The organism is Methylotuvimicrobium sp., assembly GCF_050611805.1.
Lineage (GTDB): Bacteria > Pseudomonadota > Gammaproteobacteria > Methylococcales > Methylomonadaceae > Methylotuvimicrobium.
The window spans coordinates 20609-38626 of the sequence record NZ_JBNGHF010000016.1 but is presented as its reverse complement, the minus strand read 5'-3'; the positions used below and the strand labels follow the sequence as shown (position 1 = coordinate 38626).

Here is an 18018-nt window from a genome sequence, read left to right as displayed (position 1 = left end):
AACATGATAAATAGTAATTATTACGGTTCACCCGTTCAAAATTCGATCGGCGACTTGGTTAAAGTGCTTCACTTGGAGGAAAAAAGCCGGAACGATGCCGAGATTAAAGGTGTTCCGGCACTGCATCGGCTGTTCAATATAGCCAAGTCAAACAGCCGGCAAGCGTTGGTTATTCGCCGGTTCTTGCTTGGTTTGTATGATGGCGCACGGTTCCCGGTCAACCTGAACAGCTTGCGTTATTTAGACGTTAATATTATCGATGACTCGCTTTTGGTTTTGGGCATGGACGCGATGAGTTTATCAGCTAATATCGACGACCATATCGCCAAAGGTTCGATGTTCTTCGAGGCTTGGGCGCGAAATGCGGAGGTGCTGCAATGAGTATTCAATGTTTAAACTGGGCGTTCACTCTACCGCTAACCGGCGCAGCAAAAGCCGTAATTATAGCCTTGGCCGATAGAGCTAATGATGTTGGATTCTGTTACCCATCATTCGCCAATATTGCGCAAAGGGCGGGCTGTTCGAGAATGACAGCAATTAGGTCAGTAGAGAAACTTGAGGCGTTAGGGTTTTTGGAGAAAATTAAAGGAAAAGGCCGTTCAAATGGGTATTTTTTGAAGCTTGAGTTATCCACAGAAAACGACCAAACCAGTAACACCACGATACCGGAAAGCGGTTATCAACAAGTCACACCATGTGACCAAGTAGTCACACCATGTGACCTTGGTAGTAACACCATGATACCCAAATCATCAAGAACCACCAAGAATCAAAAAAACGCGCGCGAGGAACGCCTAGAGAAAACCTCAGCGGACAAAACTGAGCAAGCTGACGGGCATTTGAGTTTCAAACCCTGGCAGCCGCCGCAAACTCAGCGGCAAATTAACCGCGAAACCGGACGCGGTGAGCTGCAATCGATCAAGCAATTCTTGGGAGTTTATCGCCATGATTAGACTTGAGATCGTAAAAAACAATCGGGTAATTGCGCGGCTACGGCTCGACAAAAACGCATCGAAAGACCTTCTCGAGCTTCTTTCGCGCGGTTACGGCATACAGCCAATTTTGCAAGCCGGGGCGACTATCCCGGCTAAGGCGGCAAAATGAAAGAAGCAGTGATTACCGGATTTTTAACTGGCGCATTGGTCGGCGTGATATTAATTTTCGCGGCTGGCTATCTGGAAAACTGGTGGCGGGCAACTTCATACCGCAGGTGGCGAAAATGAAAACGCTCTACGTCATTATGGCAATAATGCTAATCGTTACATCCTGCCGGGCCGGTGCCGATATCTTCATCGTTCAGCGCATTGTGATCGATGAAAAGGAATTGATTAGATTGCTATCGAAACCCAAGCCCAAGCCTAAAATTTCGATCATGAAGGAATACGATAATTGCCGGCTTGGTGATCGGATCGCCTGGGCGGTTCTCACGGATCAGTAAAGCAACGGTCAAAGAACGGTCAAACATTAACGAAAAAAAAGCCGCTTGTGTATGGACGACACAAGCGGCTTTCCCCTAGACCAAGCCAACCACTAAGCCTAATCTGGCGAAATCTTCCCATTGACTGGGTAGATTGTCAATTTCTTAAACTTTAATTCATATCGAGAGGTAGACGAATGGAACCGTTAATTCATAGACCAAATGACACATGCCAGGATGCGCTTGAAGATTTATTCATGTGTATGGCCGCAACTATTGAAGACTCCTTAATGCAGTCCGGAGCAAAGCCCGGAGTAGATTATTCATACCTTGACCTTTACAAGCTGGCTTCGCCCTTTGTATTGCATACTTACAAGCTTCCAGAGGCAAATATTCATTATCGTTGTTCATGGCCGCATTATTACGATAAGTAATTCAAACACCAAAAGCCGCTTGTTTCATATCCAAGCGGCTTTTTCGAAAACCATCAAACCCGCAAACTACCCAACAAAAGAAATTTTAAATTCCAAAGAAAAACGGCCTTAACGCGTTTTTTATGCCTTACCCTTTACACCTGCATTGCTTCAAACATGAAAACAGCATCGCACAAGCAAGATATTTTAATCTTCATTACTTTTGACGATCTGTATTAGCCGCGCCCGCTCCCTTCACTTTTCCCCCGTATTAGGCCCGCTTTTTTTCTCTGTCAATCTTTAGGCCTTGGTGCATCACTAAACGGCGATCGGTGCCAATAGTTCAAGCTCGATCCTTCACGATATAAATTCTGTATGTTGATGAGTGGATAGTTCGCTATATCGGGATCGGCTACTTACTGGCCGAGCAAAAATCAAAATGCGCGAGAATGCGCGGAATTTCGCGCAACAAACCCACGAAATAACGCCAAATGCGCGGAAAAATAGCCAAATGCGCGGAATATTTTTAGCATCCGCGCATCAAAACTAAAAAATAAGGCCATATACATCATACGCTTACACGAAAACAACTGAGCCAAAACGTTGAAATGCGCGATGCGCGGAGGGTGTAACAACATACTTGTATAAAAAACTGTTTTTTCCTTAACGCAATAGCAAACAATATTTTGAGTGTATATATATATTTTATTTTTTAATTTTATCTAGTAAATAAATATATATATGTTGTTGTTTTTTATATTTTTTTTGATGCGCGGCAGCGGCAAAAAATCCGCGCATTGGTCCGCGCATTGGCGCTTAAAGCATTGATTCATATAGCGTTTTCAATGCGCGGAATTTTCGCGGGTTCGCGCATTTACAAATATTTTCGCGCATATTCTGAAAAAATCCGCGCATTTTTGAAAACTTGTCATGGTCAGACCCGATCATTTAGCCGATAGCCACCACTTGGCTGAGGTCCGTTCACCAAGCCGCCATTGCTTACAATCCGAACCGGCGTTATACTCTCCCCCACTTCAAAACCCCACCGATCCCACCGACCGCCATCAAGCCGCCAAGGCTCCCGGGCTTTCCCACCCTGCCGCCTGTTTACTTATGTTTACTTTTTCCGTTACCTGAGCATCAAAAACCTGACAGAAACCTAAAAAAAGTCGTTACAGGTAAACATTTTTGATTGACATTGCTTTCTCGCTGCCTGCCCTGCCCTGCACGGCGTGAGCAACGAAAGGAAAGGAATAGTGATAAAGCCTAAAAACCATCATCCCTATTAAAAAAAATACCGTCCGCTTCATTCATTGGGACCAACTACCGGCAAGCTTGCCGAATATCCTCCTGGATAAAATGCTTATTCACTCGCCGCCATCGATCCAAAAACACGCCCAGTGCTTTATCGCGCACGGTATAAAACGCGGTATAAGTAAAATTTGGTCATTCATAAAGCCTTAAGATTCAAGCGACTATAGTAATTATTCGATTGACTCTCTCTCCGCCACCGACTCTAGCCTTATTACAATTCACTTCACGGTATATTCGATATGGTTGGCGGATACTGGAACATCTATTACACCCACCCGATTTGATGAGATACAGGGCCGATTGATCCGCCCTTACTTTTTTAGCCCCTTCTATAGCCAATGTCCTCGCAGGTACAAGATGTACAGTGGACCAGCAAGCGGGACGCATCGTCCTAGAATAAAGCATTTTAGATTAAAAAAATAAGACCTTCATTTAACAGCTTACTTTGCGCTTGCATTGAACTTTCGCTCACCCAAGAGGCTTGCAAGAATGTTTAGGTAATTTTCTGAAATATACCTTTAGCATTTCAAATTTCGGCAGTACCTAAGGAGGTGCCGGCATGGATGCGAATCTCACCATACTGGCTTCGATGCTGATCGGCCTAGTACCGATACCTGTTAAGTCCCACCATATTCAAGACTATCATTATAAGCAAGTCATTAACTATTGACTCAAGCATCACGGCTGATACATATACAATGGCTGCTAGGTGTTATTACAATACTGTCGTCGATCGACCTACATCAACCGACTGACCTTGCCAAACGACTTAACAACAAAAGCCTCTTTTGAGCTAACAATCTAAAATTACAATACTTTTCAATTTAACAAATTGAGTTTCCTGCATCCTGAATTCTGTTAGAATCTCATTTGTGCTCACAACCCCATACTACACAAATAACAACAATGAAAAATTTTAAATTCTTGTTTATTATCATCGGCTTCATCGGACTTATATTATTTCAGCGCGAAGCCATCATGCCATTTGTGCATAAAGTAGCCAGCTCCGATCTTTTTCTCGTTGACTCAGAAGATATCGGTGATCTAGAAAGTATTTCCAATGAAATGACCGACCTGGCATTTACCTTCTGTAACAACTACATCAAGGAAGAGCTTGATAATAAGTATTCGGTATTCTTTTCGGCACAGCCGCTTAACGCATGGGGTATCGGCAACCACCAATACGTCATTAACGCAGAGGTTGAAATAGCAGGCCCCGAAACGGCAAGCATCACTCGAAGATATGCCTGCCGGATTAAATACAAAAAAGGCGATGATAAATCGGGCATTTTGAATACTGACAATTGGTCGGTTGACGGATTATCCGGCATTGACGAGTTATAAACCGATTAGCCTAGAAAAAACCATCCCTCGCCCGAAAGATTTGCTGGAATGTTTAGGTAATTTCTTGAAATCCTTCACGGACTTCATGCGTTTCATGGTTAAACAGCCGAATTTTGTATTAGCGCCTTCTAGAACCCTATTCGCTGCAAAAAATGCCCTTTTAATAAAGGGCATTTTTTAAGGCTATGTTCGCGTTAATAATTGATACCCATTTGAACTCAAAGTCAGCAGAAACCAAAGGATATAGCTCTAAATAACTTGCTTTTTTCAATATTGAACGGGTAATACGGTACGATTACTCGCCTGACAGGACGCCGTAAATACGTCCATGTAGGCTTGACGGCGGCTTTCCCTGCCGCCGACACCTGTCAATCGAGCAACCGTACCCTCCTTTCAACAATTCGCTCAATATTGAAAAGCAATCATTGACTATTTCCTAAATGGTTTATTTAGCAGGAAAGATAACCGTTTCAACTTCTAACGCGAACATAGCTTTTTTAAGGTGACTTTAAATCATGCCTATTGCACGTCAAATTTCGGCATTGACATATGCGACATCGGGGCAACTCTCTTAGACTTGCCGACCCTCGCCTACATTATAGTCATAATTTAGCTAAGGAGCATGCGCACTAAAGACCTGCTTGCGGCCTTCCTTATCGAACGCAATGACTTTATAGGCGTCTTTGCGATCGCCCATTTCCATACCGGGCGTCCCGACAGGCATCCCCGGCACAGCAATACCTAAAACATCGGCCTTTAAACTCAAGAGTTTTTCGATATCTTCGACAGGCACATGACCTTCGATCACATAATCGCCCACTATTGCCGTATGACAGGAAGCCAGTTCGCTGGGAACCCCATATTTACGCTTAACCGAGTCCACATCGTGAACAACATTATCAATCACATTAAAGTTATTATCCTTAAGATGTTTGACCCATTTTCCACAACATCCACATGAAGGGCTTCGATAAACCACAACATCCTTGGCCACTCCAATCTCGGCCAAGGCTAAGCGACCGGCAAAAACCAAAGACACCATCATCATTATCGTTAATATTTTTTTCATTCATTACTCCTATGGAATCGACATGAATTCATTTTATAGTTAAAGCATCACCGGGCCCTTGACTATACCTATCGCAGATCAAAATTCGGCACCGAAGACCCTATCGGGCGAGTGACAGCCCCCTCCGCCACGCCTCGCACTGTCATTTACCGGGGCGGTGACCAGACTTCATGATCGTTACTGTGAAATTGCACGATGACCGGAGAACTCGACCGATAGGTGTCGAAATTCGATTAACAAAGATTATCTTTTTTTGCTAATGGTGAAGCGGCTCGCCCGTCATCGTCGCAATGATATTTCTAGCACCGGCATTTTCTCTATGTTCACATAAATAAACACCTTGCCATGTTCCCAACAACAACCGCCCCGAACCCACCGGTATTGTCAACTGACAGCCGATCATAATGTTTTTTATATGCGCTGGCATATCATCACTTCCTTCGAGCGTATGTTGATAATATGGTTCATTTTCCGGGACCGTTTTGGAAAAATAAGCCTCCATATCTATTCTGACATCGGGGTCGGCATTTTCATTAATCCCCAAAGACGCCGAGGTATGCTGGATAAATAGATGTAGTAACCCGCACTTGATCGCACCTATCTCGGGTAAACCTTGACGGATTTCAGGGGTGATTAAATGAAAGCCGCGTTTTTTTGAACTTATTTTAATTTGCTTTTGGATCCACATGACTTGTTTACTCGCTCGGCATTAATTTTTAATAGCCCCTAATCCAACTTAGCGCGATTTTTTCGGCATAGCCTGCCATGTTCCCAGCAATTCAGCTATCTTTTCCGCCGGAACCGGTCGACTGAATAAATATCCTTGTAAACGCTCGCAATCTTGGGCACACAAAAAGTCCATTTGCTCGGAATTTTCCACGCCTTCGGCGACGCTACTCAACTGCATGTTGCGCGCAAGATTAATGACCGCCGAAGCGATTGAGGCATCCACCGAATCGCGAGGCAGATTCAATACGAAATCATGACTGATTTTTAGGGTATCGATCGGAAAATGTTTTAAATACCCCAGAGATGAAACCCCCGTCCCGAAATCGTCGATTGCCACCTTGACGCCCATCCGCTTTAACTTGTGTAGAATTTCAATTGCTGAATCGACGCTCTCCATGACCATGCTTTCGGTCAATTCCAACTCTAACAACTCAGGTGGTAAGCTAAGCTCTTGTAAAATTTGCGCGATTTTTTCCACTAAATCGACTTGATGAAACTGTCTTGCTGATAAATTAACCGCCATCGTCATGGCCGCATAACCGGCATCGAGCCATTCTTTCATTTGGCGGCAAGCGGTTTCTATAACCCATTCGCCAACCGGAACGATCAAACCTGTCTCTTCCAGCAAAGGAATGAATTCTCCTGGAGAAACCAAACCAAGCTCTGGACTTTGCCAACGAATCAACGCCTCGACACCGGTCACGACGCCGGTTTGGACATCAATCTGAGGTTGATAATACAGTCTGAACTCCTCCCTTTCCAACGCTCTTCGTAAATTCGTTTCGAGCATTAACCGCTCATATGCTGCGGCATTCATATCCGCCGTATAATATTGATAGTTATTGCGGCCGTGCTTTTTCGCATGATACATCGCGACATCGGCCTGCTCCAGAAGTTTACTTCGATCGTTATTGAGCCCCGGATAAAACGTAATTCCGATACTCGTGGTGACAAAGACCTCATGTCCACCCACGCAAAACACCGAAGACAAGGCTTGAATAATCTTTTGCGCCACATGCTCGACATCTTCTTCACGCGTCATGCTCGACAAAATAACCGCAAACTCATCGCCGCCCAAACGGGCAATCGTATCGGTTTCGCGCGCGCATCGACGTAGGCGCTCGGCAACCGCGACTAAAAGCTCGTCGCCAATCGGATGACCGAGCGTATCGTTGATTAATTTAAACCGATCCAAGTCCAGAAACATGACGGCAATCATGCTCTTTCCACGCTGCGCTTGCAGAATGCCTTGCGCCAACCGGTCTTGAAACAACAGCCGATTAGGCAGTCCGGTTAACGGATCGTGATGCGCCAGATAATTCAGTCTTTCTTCGGATAATTTAAGTTCGGTAATTTCAGTAAATACCGCAACATAATGTCCGATTTTATCATCCGCTATATTAGGTACCGCGCTAATATTAACCCAGGCAGGAAACACCTCTCCGCTTTTACGGCGATTCCATATTTCTCCGCGCCATTGCCCCGTTTTATTAAGAATATCCCATAATTGACGAAAAAAAGCCTTACTATGACGTTCCGACTCGAACATCGCAGGCGTGCAGCCGATTATTTCCTCGGTACCATAGCCTGTGATTTCGCAAAATGCCTCGTTGACGCTGATTATATTGGTTTTGGCATCTGTAATCATGATGCCTTCGAGCGTACTTTCGAATACCGTGGCCGCCAAACGAAGTTTTAATTCGGTCCGTTTACGTTCTATCGCATAATGCAGCGAACGGTGCAAAAGCCCGCTGCTCAATTCGCTCTTGACTAGATAATCTTGAGCCCCCGCCTGCGCCAAATCCATTACCAGGTCTCGATCGTCGATCCCGGTCAAGACAATGATCGGCAGACTCGGTGCAACTCGATTCAAGCGTCTAAAGGTTTCCTGGCCAAAAGCATCCGGCAACGACAAGTCGAGCAATGCGATATCGAATTCTCTAGTTTTCAGAGCCTCAAGCGCATCTCCTAGTCGCTTGAAATGAAATAAATGAATCGGATCGGAGCTATTTTCGCTCAATAATTCACGCAGCAATATCGCATCCGGCTTATGATCCTCAATTACTAATATTTTCATCTCAACGGATAGCTATTTTAGTCTTGCGGACTCAAAAAATCATGCCGAGCAATTAATGCGGTTGCCTCGTCAACCGGAAGAGGCTTGCTATAGAGATACCCTTGCACCTCATCGCAAGCAATTCGGCGAGCCCACTCGAGTTGCGCTTGGGTTTCAATACCTCCCGCCAAGCCTTTGATGCTGAATACGTGAGCAATTTCGATAGCGGCCTTGGCTATCGCCGTCTCAGCCGAATCAGTTGACGCCTGAGCAATCATCGTATAATCAATTTTAATGGCATGAATCGGAAAGCGCGTCAACGTTTTAAATGAAATCGATCCGCTACCGAAATGATCCAACGACAGTTTCACACCGGCTCGGCTTAATCGGTCCAGCAGGAGAACGGAACGCTCCTCTTCTTCCCATAGCGCATCTTCGTTAAAATCCAACTCAACCAAAGACGGATCCACACGTAGCTGATCGATAGCACCCAATACACCATCGGCAAAACTATTATGACGAAATTGTTTTGCCGATATATTAATCGACACCGTCAATGGCGGGAAATTTTGGTCTTGCCAAACTTTGCATTGTTCGCAGGCTTTCCGTATGACCCATTCCCCGACAGGAACTATCAAACCGGTATCTTCTAAATCCTGCATAAACGAGGACGGCGTCAAAACTCCCCGATCGGGATGGCGCCAGCGTAACAAAGCCTCCATGCCAATGATCTTTCCGCTATGAACGTCGACTTCCGGCTGATAATACAATTCGAACTCACCGTTTTCGAAGGCATGTTCAAGTTGACGAACCTTTTTTATCTCATGCTGAACCTTGGCAGTCATTGCCGCCGAATAAAAACAATACCGGCTAATTTTTTCACTGCTCGAGGCTTTGGCTTTGTACATTGCCGAATCGGCCGCCCCGATTAGCTTTTCCAATTCATCGCTATCATCGGGATAAGTTGCGATTCCTAAACTGGCGCGAACGGCCATCACGGAACCGCCAAACTTAAACGGCTCGACCAAAGCCTTTAAAATCTTATCGGCAATCAAAGCCGCTTCCTCTGCGTTATTCAAACCATTGAGGATAATCGTAAACTCATCACCACCCATTCTGGCTACGCAATCGCTAGCCCTTACACTACCGGATAAACGTTTCGCAACATTTTTGAGTAATTCGTCGCCGGCATGATGCCCCAAAGAATCATTGATTTTTTTAAAGTCGTTCAGATCGAGAAAGATCAATGCTAATGATTTTTTCGAACGCCTTGCCCCGATCACATCATGTTTCAACTTATCGTAAAACAACTTTCGATTCGCTAGCCCGGTCAATACATCGTAATGAGCCAAATACTGCAATTGTTCCATCAAGCGCTTTCGCTCGATCGCATAACAGATTGCCCGTCTCAGTAACATACCTGAAATACCATGCTTGACCAGAAAATCCTGTGCGCCCAATTGCACGGAGCGTATTGCCAGCAATTCATCTTCCTCGGCGCTGAGCACGACTATGGGAACCATGGGGGCTGCAGCATGCACTCGAATCAAGGTATCGATCCCGTTACCGTCGGGCAACCCTAAATCGAGCAATATCGCCATAATGCCGCCTTTCGCCAAAATAGGAAAAGCATCGCTTAGCTGCCCAACCCTAATCAATTCAAAAGGCTGCTGACGCTCATCATTCGACTCCAGCAATACCTGAACCAATTTGACATCGCCAGGGTTATCCTCGATCAGCAAGACTTTAGCGGCAACCTGGTTCATTATTATTATGCTATTTCGGAAGGCAACTTGACGATGGTCAACCAAAACGTTTCGATAGATTGCACCACCTTGATAAATTGCTCTAAATCCACCGGCTTGTTGACATAACAATTGACATGCAGATCATAGGTTCTCAAAACGTCCTGTTCGGCTTCGGAAGAGGTAATAATGACAACCGGAATTCGCTTTAGACTCGGGTCGGCTTTAATTTCTTCCAAAACTTCGCGCCCGTTTTTCTTGGGGAGATTAAGGTCGAGCAGAATAACATCGGGCCGAGGGGCTTCGGCATACCTTCCCCGCCGTCTCAAAAAAGCCATGGCTTCCTCGCCATCGCCGACCACGTTCAAATTGTTTTTGACTTTACTCTCGGTTAAAGCCTCTTTGGTCAAGCGTACATCGCCCGGATTATCCTCTACCAGTAAAAACTCCGCGGCACGGCCGATCTCTTCCAGACTCATTGACTCATTTCCTCGCTTTTGATTTTTGGTAATACCACAATAAAAGTAGCGCCCCGACCGGGCTCCGATTCGACGCTAAGCGTTCCTCCGTGGCGCTCGACGATCTTTTTGCAGATCGCAAGGCCGATTCCGGTTCCGGGATAATCTTCCTTCGTATGCAAGCGTTGAAAAATCACAAAAATACGCTCAAAAAATTCAGGCGCTATTCCGATTCCGTTATCGTTTAATTCGACTCGCCAAAAATCGTCCGAGCATGATGCCGAAATATGTATTTTCGGTGATGCTTCACTACGGAATTTAATCGCATTGGCGATCAAGTTTTGAAACAATTGAGTCAATTGGACAGTATCGCCCATGATGGTGGGCAGGGTTGGCCGAACAATTTCCGCGCCGCTTTCCTCGACAGCGAGCCGTAAATTATCTAAGGCTTTTTGCAACACGATTTCGAGACTCACCGCCTCGAACGGTTTTACACGCGTTCCGACTCTGGAATATGCCAACAAATCGTTGATCAGGGTTTGCATTCGTGTCGCGCCATCGACCGCATAATGAATAAACTCGTCGGCATCGGCATCCAGCTTACCCTCATATCGGCGCGCCAATAATTGCGTAAAACTGGCCACCATTCGCAACGGTTCTTGTAAGTCATGCGATGCAACATAGGCAAATTGCTCCAATTCTTTATTGGATCTTGCCAATTCCTCGGTACGATGCTGCAAGGCTTCTTGCGCTTCGCGATAGGCGCTAATATCGGAAAATTCGATGACAAAATGAGTCGCCTGATTATTATCATCCATCACTGCACTGACATTAACCCAGGCTGGAAACGATTTTCCGTCACGTTTTTGCAAATACGTTTCGCCTTGCCAAGGCGATCCGACTTTAATGCCCTGCCAGTAGTCGACAAACACGTTCCGCTCTTGCGGTGCCAATAAATTTGTCACCGACAAACGCAATAGTTCCTCATGCGAATAGCCCGCTATCGATGATACTTTAAGGTTCGCATGCAAAATGCGCCCCCGAGTATCGCTAATTAGCACACCCTCGACATTGCTTTCGAACACTTGAGCCATGAGTCTGAGCATATCGTGATCGGCCTGAAAATACGCATCGATCGCTAATTCGATATCAAACAAAATAACTTTAATAACGGCCAATAAGGTATCGAAGCAATCCGCGTCTTCTTTAAGCGGAGTGCTTTGCATTCGATCGAAAAGCCAAGCCAGGTAAAAATGATAAGCGCCAATATACCATTGCGGCTTTAAGCCGATTCGATGATGCGTTGCGCCGATTTGCACCCTATCCTTAGCATAATCGCGGTCGTATTTCCCTTCAATCAAACGTTGAAAGTAGGCTACTTGCTTGCTTTTCAGGCGTTCGACTTTCTCAGGATCCGATAAAAGCTTTCGCGTTTCCTCGAACTTTAACATCTGCACATAAAAGTCATCGAGAAAGTCCATGCGAACGTCTTTCAACCGGGCATGTAAGTTTTTTAGCAACTCGATATCGCGAGTCGATAATTGGATAAGCTCTAGACGATCGGAAAGCTCCTGATCGCCTAGCGCTCGTAATGAGCTTAAGTCGTCCATAAATGAATTAGATCAGCATTCTCATGGTTATTTCAAATGCCACTTTGTACATTTTTGGCGAGATAAAAACCAGCAATGATTGATATTTTTGGGCATTAGCACATGGAGGCGTCAGAGTATTCGACAAAGGCGTTGTCAGCAGGGATGCAGGCACAGCCCTTACAGGGACCTGTTCACCCATCACCTAAATTCCATAATCCATTGGCTATGTTTAACTATCTTAGATAATTTAAGTCTGGGTACACGGCGTCCTTGAACATAGGTTTTGGGCAAAGCCATGACGCGGGGCTATTTTTTTTTCGCATGCTTGACCAGTCTTTGCTTCTTCTTGACTTGACGATCGGTCAACTTATTCTTGATTCCGGCGAACGGATTGACCGGAGACTTGAATTCGAGACGGATCGGCGTCCCTTTAAGACCCAAACGGTCACGGAAATAATTCATCAAAAACCGTTTATACGATCCTGGTAAGGCATCGGTCTGCGTACCGTGTATCACTACAACCGGTGGATTTCTGCCGCCTTGATGCGCATATTTCAGCTTAATGCGTCTTCCATGAACTAGCGGTGGTTGGTGTGTAGTCACCGCATCCTTCAAAAAGTTGGTCAGCACCGGCGTCGACATGTCGATCATCGCCGCATCGTATAACTCATGCACGACATCGAACAATTTACCGACGCCACTTCCGTGCAAAGCGGAAATCGGATGCTTTTGCGCAAAATCGACGAAAGAGAGTTTAATGTCCATCTGGCGTTTGATCAGATCCTTTTGATCGACGCCCAAGCCGTCCCATTTATTCAAGCCGATAATCAATGCCCGCCCTGCTTCCAAGACTAGCCCCAACAAATGCGCATCCTGATCGGTCACGCCTTCGGCGGCATCGATCAAATAAATGACCACATTGGCTTTTTCGATCGCTTGCAATGATTTAATGACACTGAACTTTTCAACGGTTAGTGCAATCTTAGACCTCCGACGCATCCCGGCCGTATCGATCAGCGTAAATTTTTGACCGTTACGTTCAAACGGAATATAGATACTATCGCGAGTCGTACCCGGCTCATCGAAAACGACGACCCGTTCTTCTCCTAATAACCTATTGACCAGCGTCGACTTACCGACATTTGGCCGCCCGACGATTGCAATGCCGATTCCGGCATCGATCTCGGCTTCGTCCGCCTCTGCCATAGGCAACAATTCATCGACATGCGCCAATAACTCGAAAACGCCGCGTCCATGTGTCGCTGCGATTTTATAAGGCTCGCCAAGCGCCAGCCCATAAAAGTCCGCGACAGCCGCATTCGCGTCGACACCGTCGATTTTATTGACGACTAAGACAACCGGCTTATCGAGTTTTCTAAGATTTTCGGCAATGCTTTGATCGGAGGCATTGAGCCCTTCGCGCGCATCGACGATAAAAAAAACCACATCGGCCTCATCGAGCGCGACTTGCACTTGCTTTTTGGCAAAGCTGTCGATACCGTCCGCATCATCGGCAAGCCCGCCGGTATCGACGACCAGACAATCACGCTGACCGCGTTTGACTCGACCGTATTGCCGGTCGCGAGTCAACCCCGGATAATCGGCGACTAAAGCCTCGCGGCTTCTTGTTAAATAATTGAATAATGTCGATTTACCGACATTGGGGCGCCCTACTAGGGCAATCACAGGTAACATATTTATAATAACCGTGCCTTTAATGCGGCAAGAACGCCGTTTTTTGCATAGACATACAGCACGTCGTCAACGACGACCGGCTGCGCGTCGATCGCCGCATCGGTAATCCGAATGCGCCCCATCTGCCTGCCGTCGCTTTTAGACAACCAATGCAGATACCCTTCGAAATCGCCGACCACGACATAATTAGCGTAGGCTACCGGCGCCGTTAGCTTTCGTTGATGAAGATCGCTTTGCTTCCATAATGAAGCACCGTTACGTTGGTCGAGTTGCCATACATCGCTGCTGACATCGCTTATATAAAGATAACGCCAATCATGACTCATGCCGGTATAAGACGAAACATCGGCATTACGCCAAATAACATCGCCATTTTGCTCCAGTACCCCACTCGTTCCACCGCGATAACTGGCAATAAAAATCACGCCATCGGTTGCGACCGGGTCAACAACTAAATCTACCAGTCTTTCAATTTCGGTTCGTCCGCCCGGAATTGCAATACTGGTTTCCCAAATATGCTTACCGTCGGTTAGCCTCAACGACAATAATTTTCCGTTCGCAAACCCGCAGATGACATTTTCATTGAGCACGATTGGTGCGCCGATACCGCGTATACTCAATGCCGGGACGCTCAGCTCGTATTCCCAAAGCGTGGTGCCATCGGCTTCGTTCAAAGCCATCACTCTACCGTCCGTAGTTCTAACTATAACAATACCTTGCGACACAACCGGAACCGAAATCACTTCGCTCGACACCGGAACGGTCCAGCGCTCTGAGCCATTGCTCATGTTCAGCGCCACAACATTGCCGTCGCTAGTACCGAGCACGACGGTCGAATCGGAAACGCCTGGGCCGCCGGCAAACTTAGCCTCGGTATCGGCTTCCCAAATCTCTTCTCCGGTTTTCAAATCCAACGCCAAAGCCAGTCCTTTAGTATCGGCGGCAATGATTTTTCCGTCATGAACTGCCGGAATCAACTTTAAAAATTTCTCGCCGGCTCCCGACCCGACCGACTCTTTCCAGAGATACTCCACTTCAATTTCAGGCTCATACTGGGTAAGTTCGCTCGGCGGGTCGGTGTTGTCCTCACCACCTAAAAAATAATCGGTAATCCCGCTTAACGATTCCAGCGCGGTACAACCCACCATGCTCAAGACCAACAGAACGGCAAGTAATAGTCTCATTTATTGATTAACAATGATTTCAGCTTCGGTAATATCATCCAACTTAAATTGCAATAACGGTGATTTATGCCCGGTGCGCAATGCGGCTTGATAAGCCGTCCGCGCTTCTCCCAAGCGATCGAGCGCAACATACAAATCGCCCTTCAGCTCTTCATAAGCCCCGGAGAATCCGTCACTGTACTTGGCTTCGGCAATCATTTGTAAACCTTGTTCATACTCGCCCTTTGCCAGCAAAATACGAATCAAGCCGAGCCTTGCAACTTGAGCAATTTCGTCGCTGCCCTTTTTTGCAACGGCTTCGAGACTTTGTTGCGCAGCGGCTAAATCACCCTGCTGCACTTTGATTTTCGCATCGAATAGACCGGCGTAATCGTTGTAAGCAGTACCACCGAATTGGTCCTGTATCCGTTCGGCGATTTTTTCGGCAGACTCCAAATTACCTTCGTTTTGCGCATTCAATAATTGCGCATACAAAGCCGATGCTTGCAAAGCCTGGTTTTGCTTGTAATCCTGCCAGATATTCCAGCCGACGATAATCACAATACCGACAATTACGCCGGTAATCGTAGATCGTCCATTTTCTTTCCACCAACGCTTAAGGGCTTCGACCTGTTCTTCTTCTGTTTCGTATATTGCCATAAATACTCTATCGTGCTTTTGCTAAAAATTTAGTACGTTCCCAAGCTCTTGTTTGGGAATGCAGTACAAGAAGCTCCAGCTTCTCGAAAACGGTAAGCAAGAGCTTAACTACAGGGTTTCCCAAACCAGAGAGCCTGTGAAAGCGCGTAGGATGCGGTAAACAACGTGCGCTGCATCGGCCGCGATCAATACGGTTCGCGCCTCACCGCATCTTGCAAGCCTCGTCAAGCAGAGCTTGAAGATAGGCATTCCCAAGCTGGAGCTTGGGAATGAGACAGCAGACCCGATCCATAAACTTTGTCTTATCCGATTTCAATTCCTGCCTTACCGGCGATTCAAAAACGACTTTTTAAAAATTCCAAAGCTTGCAGTAGCATCAGATTTTGCTGATCCTGATTCTGACGCAGCGCTTTAATACCCACTTCGCCACGCATCGCTTCATCGTCACCCATGATCAAAGCATATTCGGCGCCGCTTTTATCGGCTTTCTTGAATTGACTTTTAAAACTACCGCCGCCGCAATTAATTTGCAATTTTAATCCGGGCAACTCATTGCGAATAGTCTCGGCCCATTCCATGCTAATTCGCTCTGCTTGTTCGCCGACTCGAATCATATAAACGTCGACTACCGGTTTGATCGGCAAACTCGGCAAAGTTTCCATCAAAGCCAAAATACGCTCCATTCCCATCGCAAAACCGACCGCTTGATTGGCTTTTCCGCCCAGTTGCTCGATTAAGCCGTCATAACGACCGCCCGCACAGATCGTGCCTTGCGCGCCTAATTCGGTCGTCACCCATTCGAAAACAGTCTTACTGTAATAATCGAGGCCTCGCACCAAACGAGTATTCAGGACAAAGTCGATACCCAATACCTTCAAAGTCTCGGTTAACGCCTTGAAATGCGCTTGACTGTCGCTGCCCAAAAAGTCGGTCAGTTCGGGCGCATTAGCGATCAACTCGCGCATCCCTTCATTCTTACTGTCAAGAATCCGTAGCGGATTCGTGTGCAAACGCCGGCGACTATCTTCGTCGAGTAATTCAAGATGCTCGCTGAAATAATCGATCAACTTCTCGCGGTATACCAACCTTTCCTCGATTGTACCGAGCGTATTGAGCTGTAATTCGACTTTATCGGCAATCCCTAAACGCTGCCAAAAACGATGGCTCAGTAGAATCAATTCCGCATCGATATCGGGCCCCGACATACCGTAAGCTTCGACGCCCAATTGGTAAAACTGGCGGTAACGGCCTTTCTGCGGACGTTCATGCCGAAACATCGGCCCGTAATACCATAACCGATGCATTTGATTATGCAATAAGCCATGCTCGAGCGATGCTCTCAAACAACCTGCCGTGCCTTCGGGGCGTAGCGTCAACGAATCGCCGTTACGGTCATCGAAGGTATACATTTCTTTTTCGACGATATCGGTCACCTCGCCGATCGAGCGCTTGAATAACTCGGTTTTTTCGACGATCGGCAGCCTTATTTCACTGTACCCGTAGGATCCTAATACTTCCGAAATTATCCGTTCGGCATGCTGCCAAAGCGGCGATTGATCCGGCAGAATGTCATGCATTCCGCGGATTGCCTGAATATTATTTGCCATGTTTTAATTTTTCTTGCGTTGAATAAATCCGTGTGGTTTCTTCCGCCAACGGAAATGATTCCATCAATTGTTTTTTGTATCGCTCGGCGGCCTCTTTATTACCGAGCGCCCGTTCGGTTTGGTAGGCATACCACAGCGCTTCGGCAGTTTGCCGGGAAACACTACTATAGCGCTCATAAAAACCCTTTGCCGCCCAATAGTCGCCATTTTGATAGCTGAGCTTTTGCATCGCTTGAAGCGCCGGCGCATAATCGGGTTGCCGCTGTAAGGCCTGCCTCAGATAGGCTTCGCCTTTCGTAGACTTCTTTTGCGCCAATGCACAACGCCCTGCATTCGTGGCCGCAAGCCACTGGCGGTTATTCAAAGGACTACGCACCGCTTTATCCAAATAAGCCATGCCTTCCTCGTACTCGCCGCGTTCGCACAGAAAACGCCCGAAATTATTCAATACGCTCAAATCTTCGGCATTCAATTTCAAGGCATACTCGTAACTCTCCCAGGCCGACTCCTCTTCATTAAGCTTTTCATATAAAAATGCCAAGGCATTATATGCTTCGACATTTTTTGAATTTAAATCGATAGATCGCTCCAAATGCTGCTTAGCAATGGCCAGCTTATCCATGCTCATATAGCGGACTCCCAATTGCAATTGGGTATCGGCGGCATCCACGCTATCCACTCGTGAATCGAACAAGGAACATGCCGGCTGTGCAAGCAACAAACTTGCTGCCGCAACCACACGACAAAATAGCATTA

16 protein-coding genes are annotated in these 18018 nt (G+C 46.5%); 5 read left to right on the top strand and 11 right to left on the bottom strand.

Features of this window, described 5'->3' with window-relative positions:
- The first annotated feature begins 3 nt into the window (after positions 1 to 3).
- From ACRJJO_RS09905 to ACRJJO_RS09885, 5 genes are all read left to right on the top strand, one after another.
- Positions 4 to 381 carry a DUF7673 family protein gene (locus tag ACRJJO_RS09905; protein ID WP_404358101.1) on the top strand — a complete coding sequence of 126 codons (378 nt, stop codon included), beginning with the start codon at positions 4 to 6 and terminating at the stop codon, positions 379 to 381.
- The gene (locus ACRJJO_RS09900; protein ID WP_431065616.1) at positions 378 to 953 is read left to right on the top strand and encodes a helix-turn-helix domain-containing protein; all 576 of its coding nucleotides are present in this window, start codon (positions 378 to 380) and stop codon (positions 951 to 953) included. Before ACRJJO_RS09905 ends, ACRJJO_RS09900 begins: the two co-directional genes overlap by 4 nt.
- Entirely contained in the window at positions 946 to 1104 is a 159-nt protein-coding gene (locus ACRJJO_RS09895; RefSeq protein ID WP_431065615.1) for a hypothetical protein, read from the top strand. The genes ACRJJO_RS09900 and ACRJJO_RS09895 overlap by 8 nt, the downstream gene beginning before the upstream one ends.
- Before the next feature lie 115 nt (positions 1105 to 1219).
- Positions 1220 to 1438, top strand: a complete 219-nt coding sequence (locus ACRJJO_RS09890) for a hypothetical protein (RefSeq protein WP_431065614.1) — start codon at positions 1220 to 1222, stop codon at positions 1436 to 1438.
- A 2612-nt stretch (positions 1439 to 4050) separates the two neighbouring features.
- The gene (locus ACRJJO_RS09885; RefSeq protein ID WP_431065613.1) at positions 4051 to 4488 is read left to right on the top strand and encodes a hypothetical protein; all 438 of its coding nucleotides are present in this window, start codon (positions 4051 to 4053) and stop codon (positions 4486 to 4488) included.
- A gap of 613 nt (positions 4489 to 5101) precedes the next feature.
- On the opposite strand, the gene ACRJJO_RS09880 is transcribed toward ACRJJO_RS09885, so the two are convergent.
- The 11 genes from ACRJJO_RS09880 to pilW form a co-directional block, all read right to left on the bottom strand.
- Complete coding sequence (locus tag ACRJJO_RS09880) at positions 5102 to 5557, bottom strand: DUF411 domain-containing protein (RefSeq protein WP_431065612.1); 456 nt, start codon at positions 5555 to 5557, stop codon at positions 5102 to 5104.
- A 256-nt stretch (positions 5558 to 5813) separates the two neighbouring features.
- Positions 5814 to 6245: a secondary thiamine-phosphate synthase enzyme YjbQ gene (locus tag ACRJJO_RS09875; protein ID WP_404358116.1), complete on the bottom strand. Its 432-nt coding sequence runs from the start codon at positions 6243 to 6245 to the stop codon at positions 5814 to 5816.
- Between the two features lie 48 nt (positions 6246 to 6293).
- Positions 6294 to 8363 (bottom strand): putative bifunctional diguanylate cyclase/phosphodiesterase, encoded by a 2070-nt coding sequence (locus ACRJJO_RS09870; protein WP_431065611.1) that lies wholly within the window; start codon positions 8361 to 8363, stop codon positions 6294 to 6296.
- Between the two features lie 17 nt (positions 8364 to 8380).
- Positions 8381 to 10108, bottom strand: a complete 1728-nt coding sequence (locus ACRJJO_RS09865; protein WP_431065610.1) for a GGDEF/EAL domain-containing response regulator — start codon at positions 10106 to 10108, stop codon at positions 8381 to 8383.
- 5 nt (positions 10109 to 10113) lie between these two features.
- Positions 10114 to 10566 (bottom strand): response regulator, encoded by a 453-nt coding sequence (locus tag ACRJJO_RS09860; RefSeq protein ID WP_431065609.1) that lies wholly within the window; start codon positions 10564 to 10566, stop codon positions 10114 to 10116.
- Positions 10563 to 12155, bottom strand: coding sequence for a sensor histidine kinase (locus ACRJJO_RS09855; RefSeq protein WP_431065608.1), 1593 nt, complete (start codon positions 12153 to 12155; stop codon positions 10563 to 10565). Before ACRJJO_RS09855 ends, ACRJJO_RS09860 begins: the two co-directional genes overlap by 4 nt.
- Before the next feature lie 288 nt (positions 12156 to 12443).
- Positions 12444 to 13832, bottom strand: a complete 1389-nt coding sequence (gene der / locus ACRJJO_RS09850) for a ribosome biogenesis GTPase Der (RefSeq protein ID WP_431065607.1) — start codon at positions 13830 to 13832, stop codon at positions 12444 to 12446.
- Positions 13833 to 13834: 2 nt separating this feature from the next.
- The gene (bamB, locus tag ACRJJO_RS09845) at positions 13835 to 15016 is read right to left on the bottom strand and encodes an outer membrane protein assembly factor BamB (RefSeq protein ID WP_431065606.1); all 1182 of its coding nucleotides are present in this window, start codon (positions 15014 to 15016) and stop codon (positions 13835 to 13837) included.
- Entirely contained in the window at positions 15017 to 15655 is a 639-nt protein-coding gene (locus ACRJJO_RS09840) for a tetratricopeptide repeat protein (protein ID WP_431065605.1), read from the bottom strand.
- A 335-nt stretch (positions 15656 to 15990) separates the two neighbouring features.
- The gene (hisS, locus tag ACRJJO_RS09835; RefSeq protein ID WP_431065604.1) at positions 15991 to 17262 is read right to left on the bottom strand and encodes a histidine--tRNA ligase; all 1272 of its coding nucleotides are present in this window, start codon (positions 17260 to 17262) and stop codon (positions 15991 to 15993) included.
- Complete coding sequence (pilW, locus tag ACRJJO_RS09830) at positions 17252 to 18016, bottom strand: type IV pilus biogenesis/stability protein PilW (RefSeq protein WP_431065603.1); 765 nt, start codon at positions 18014 to 18016, stop codon at positions 17252 to 17254. The genes hisS and pilW overlap by 11 nt, the downstream gene beginning before the upstream one ends.
- Between the last annotated feature and the right edge of the window lie 2 nt (positions 18017 to 18018).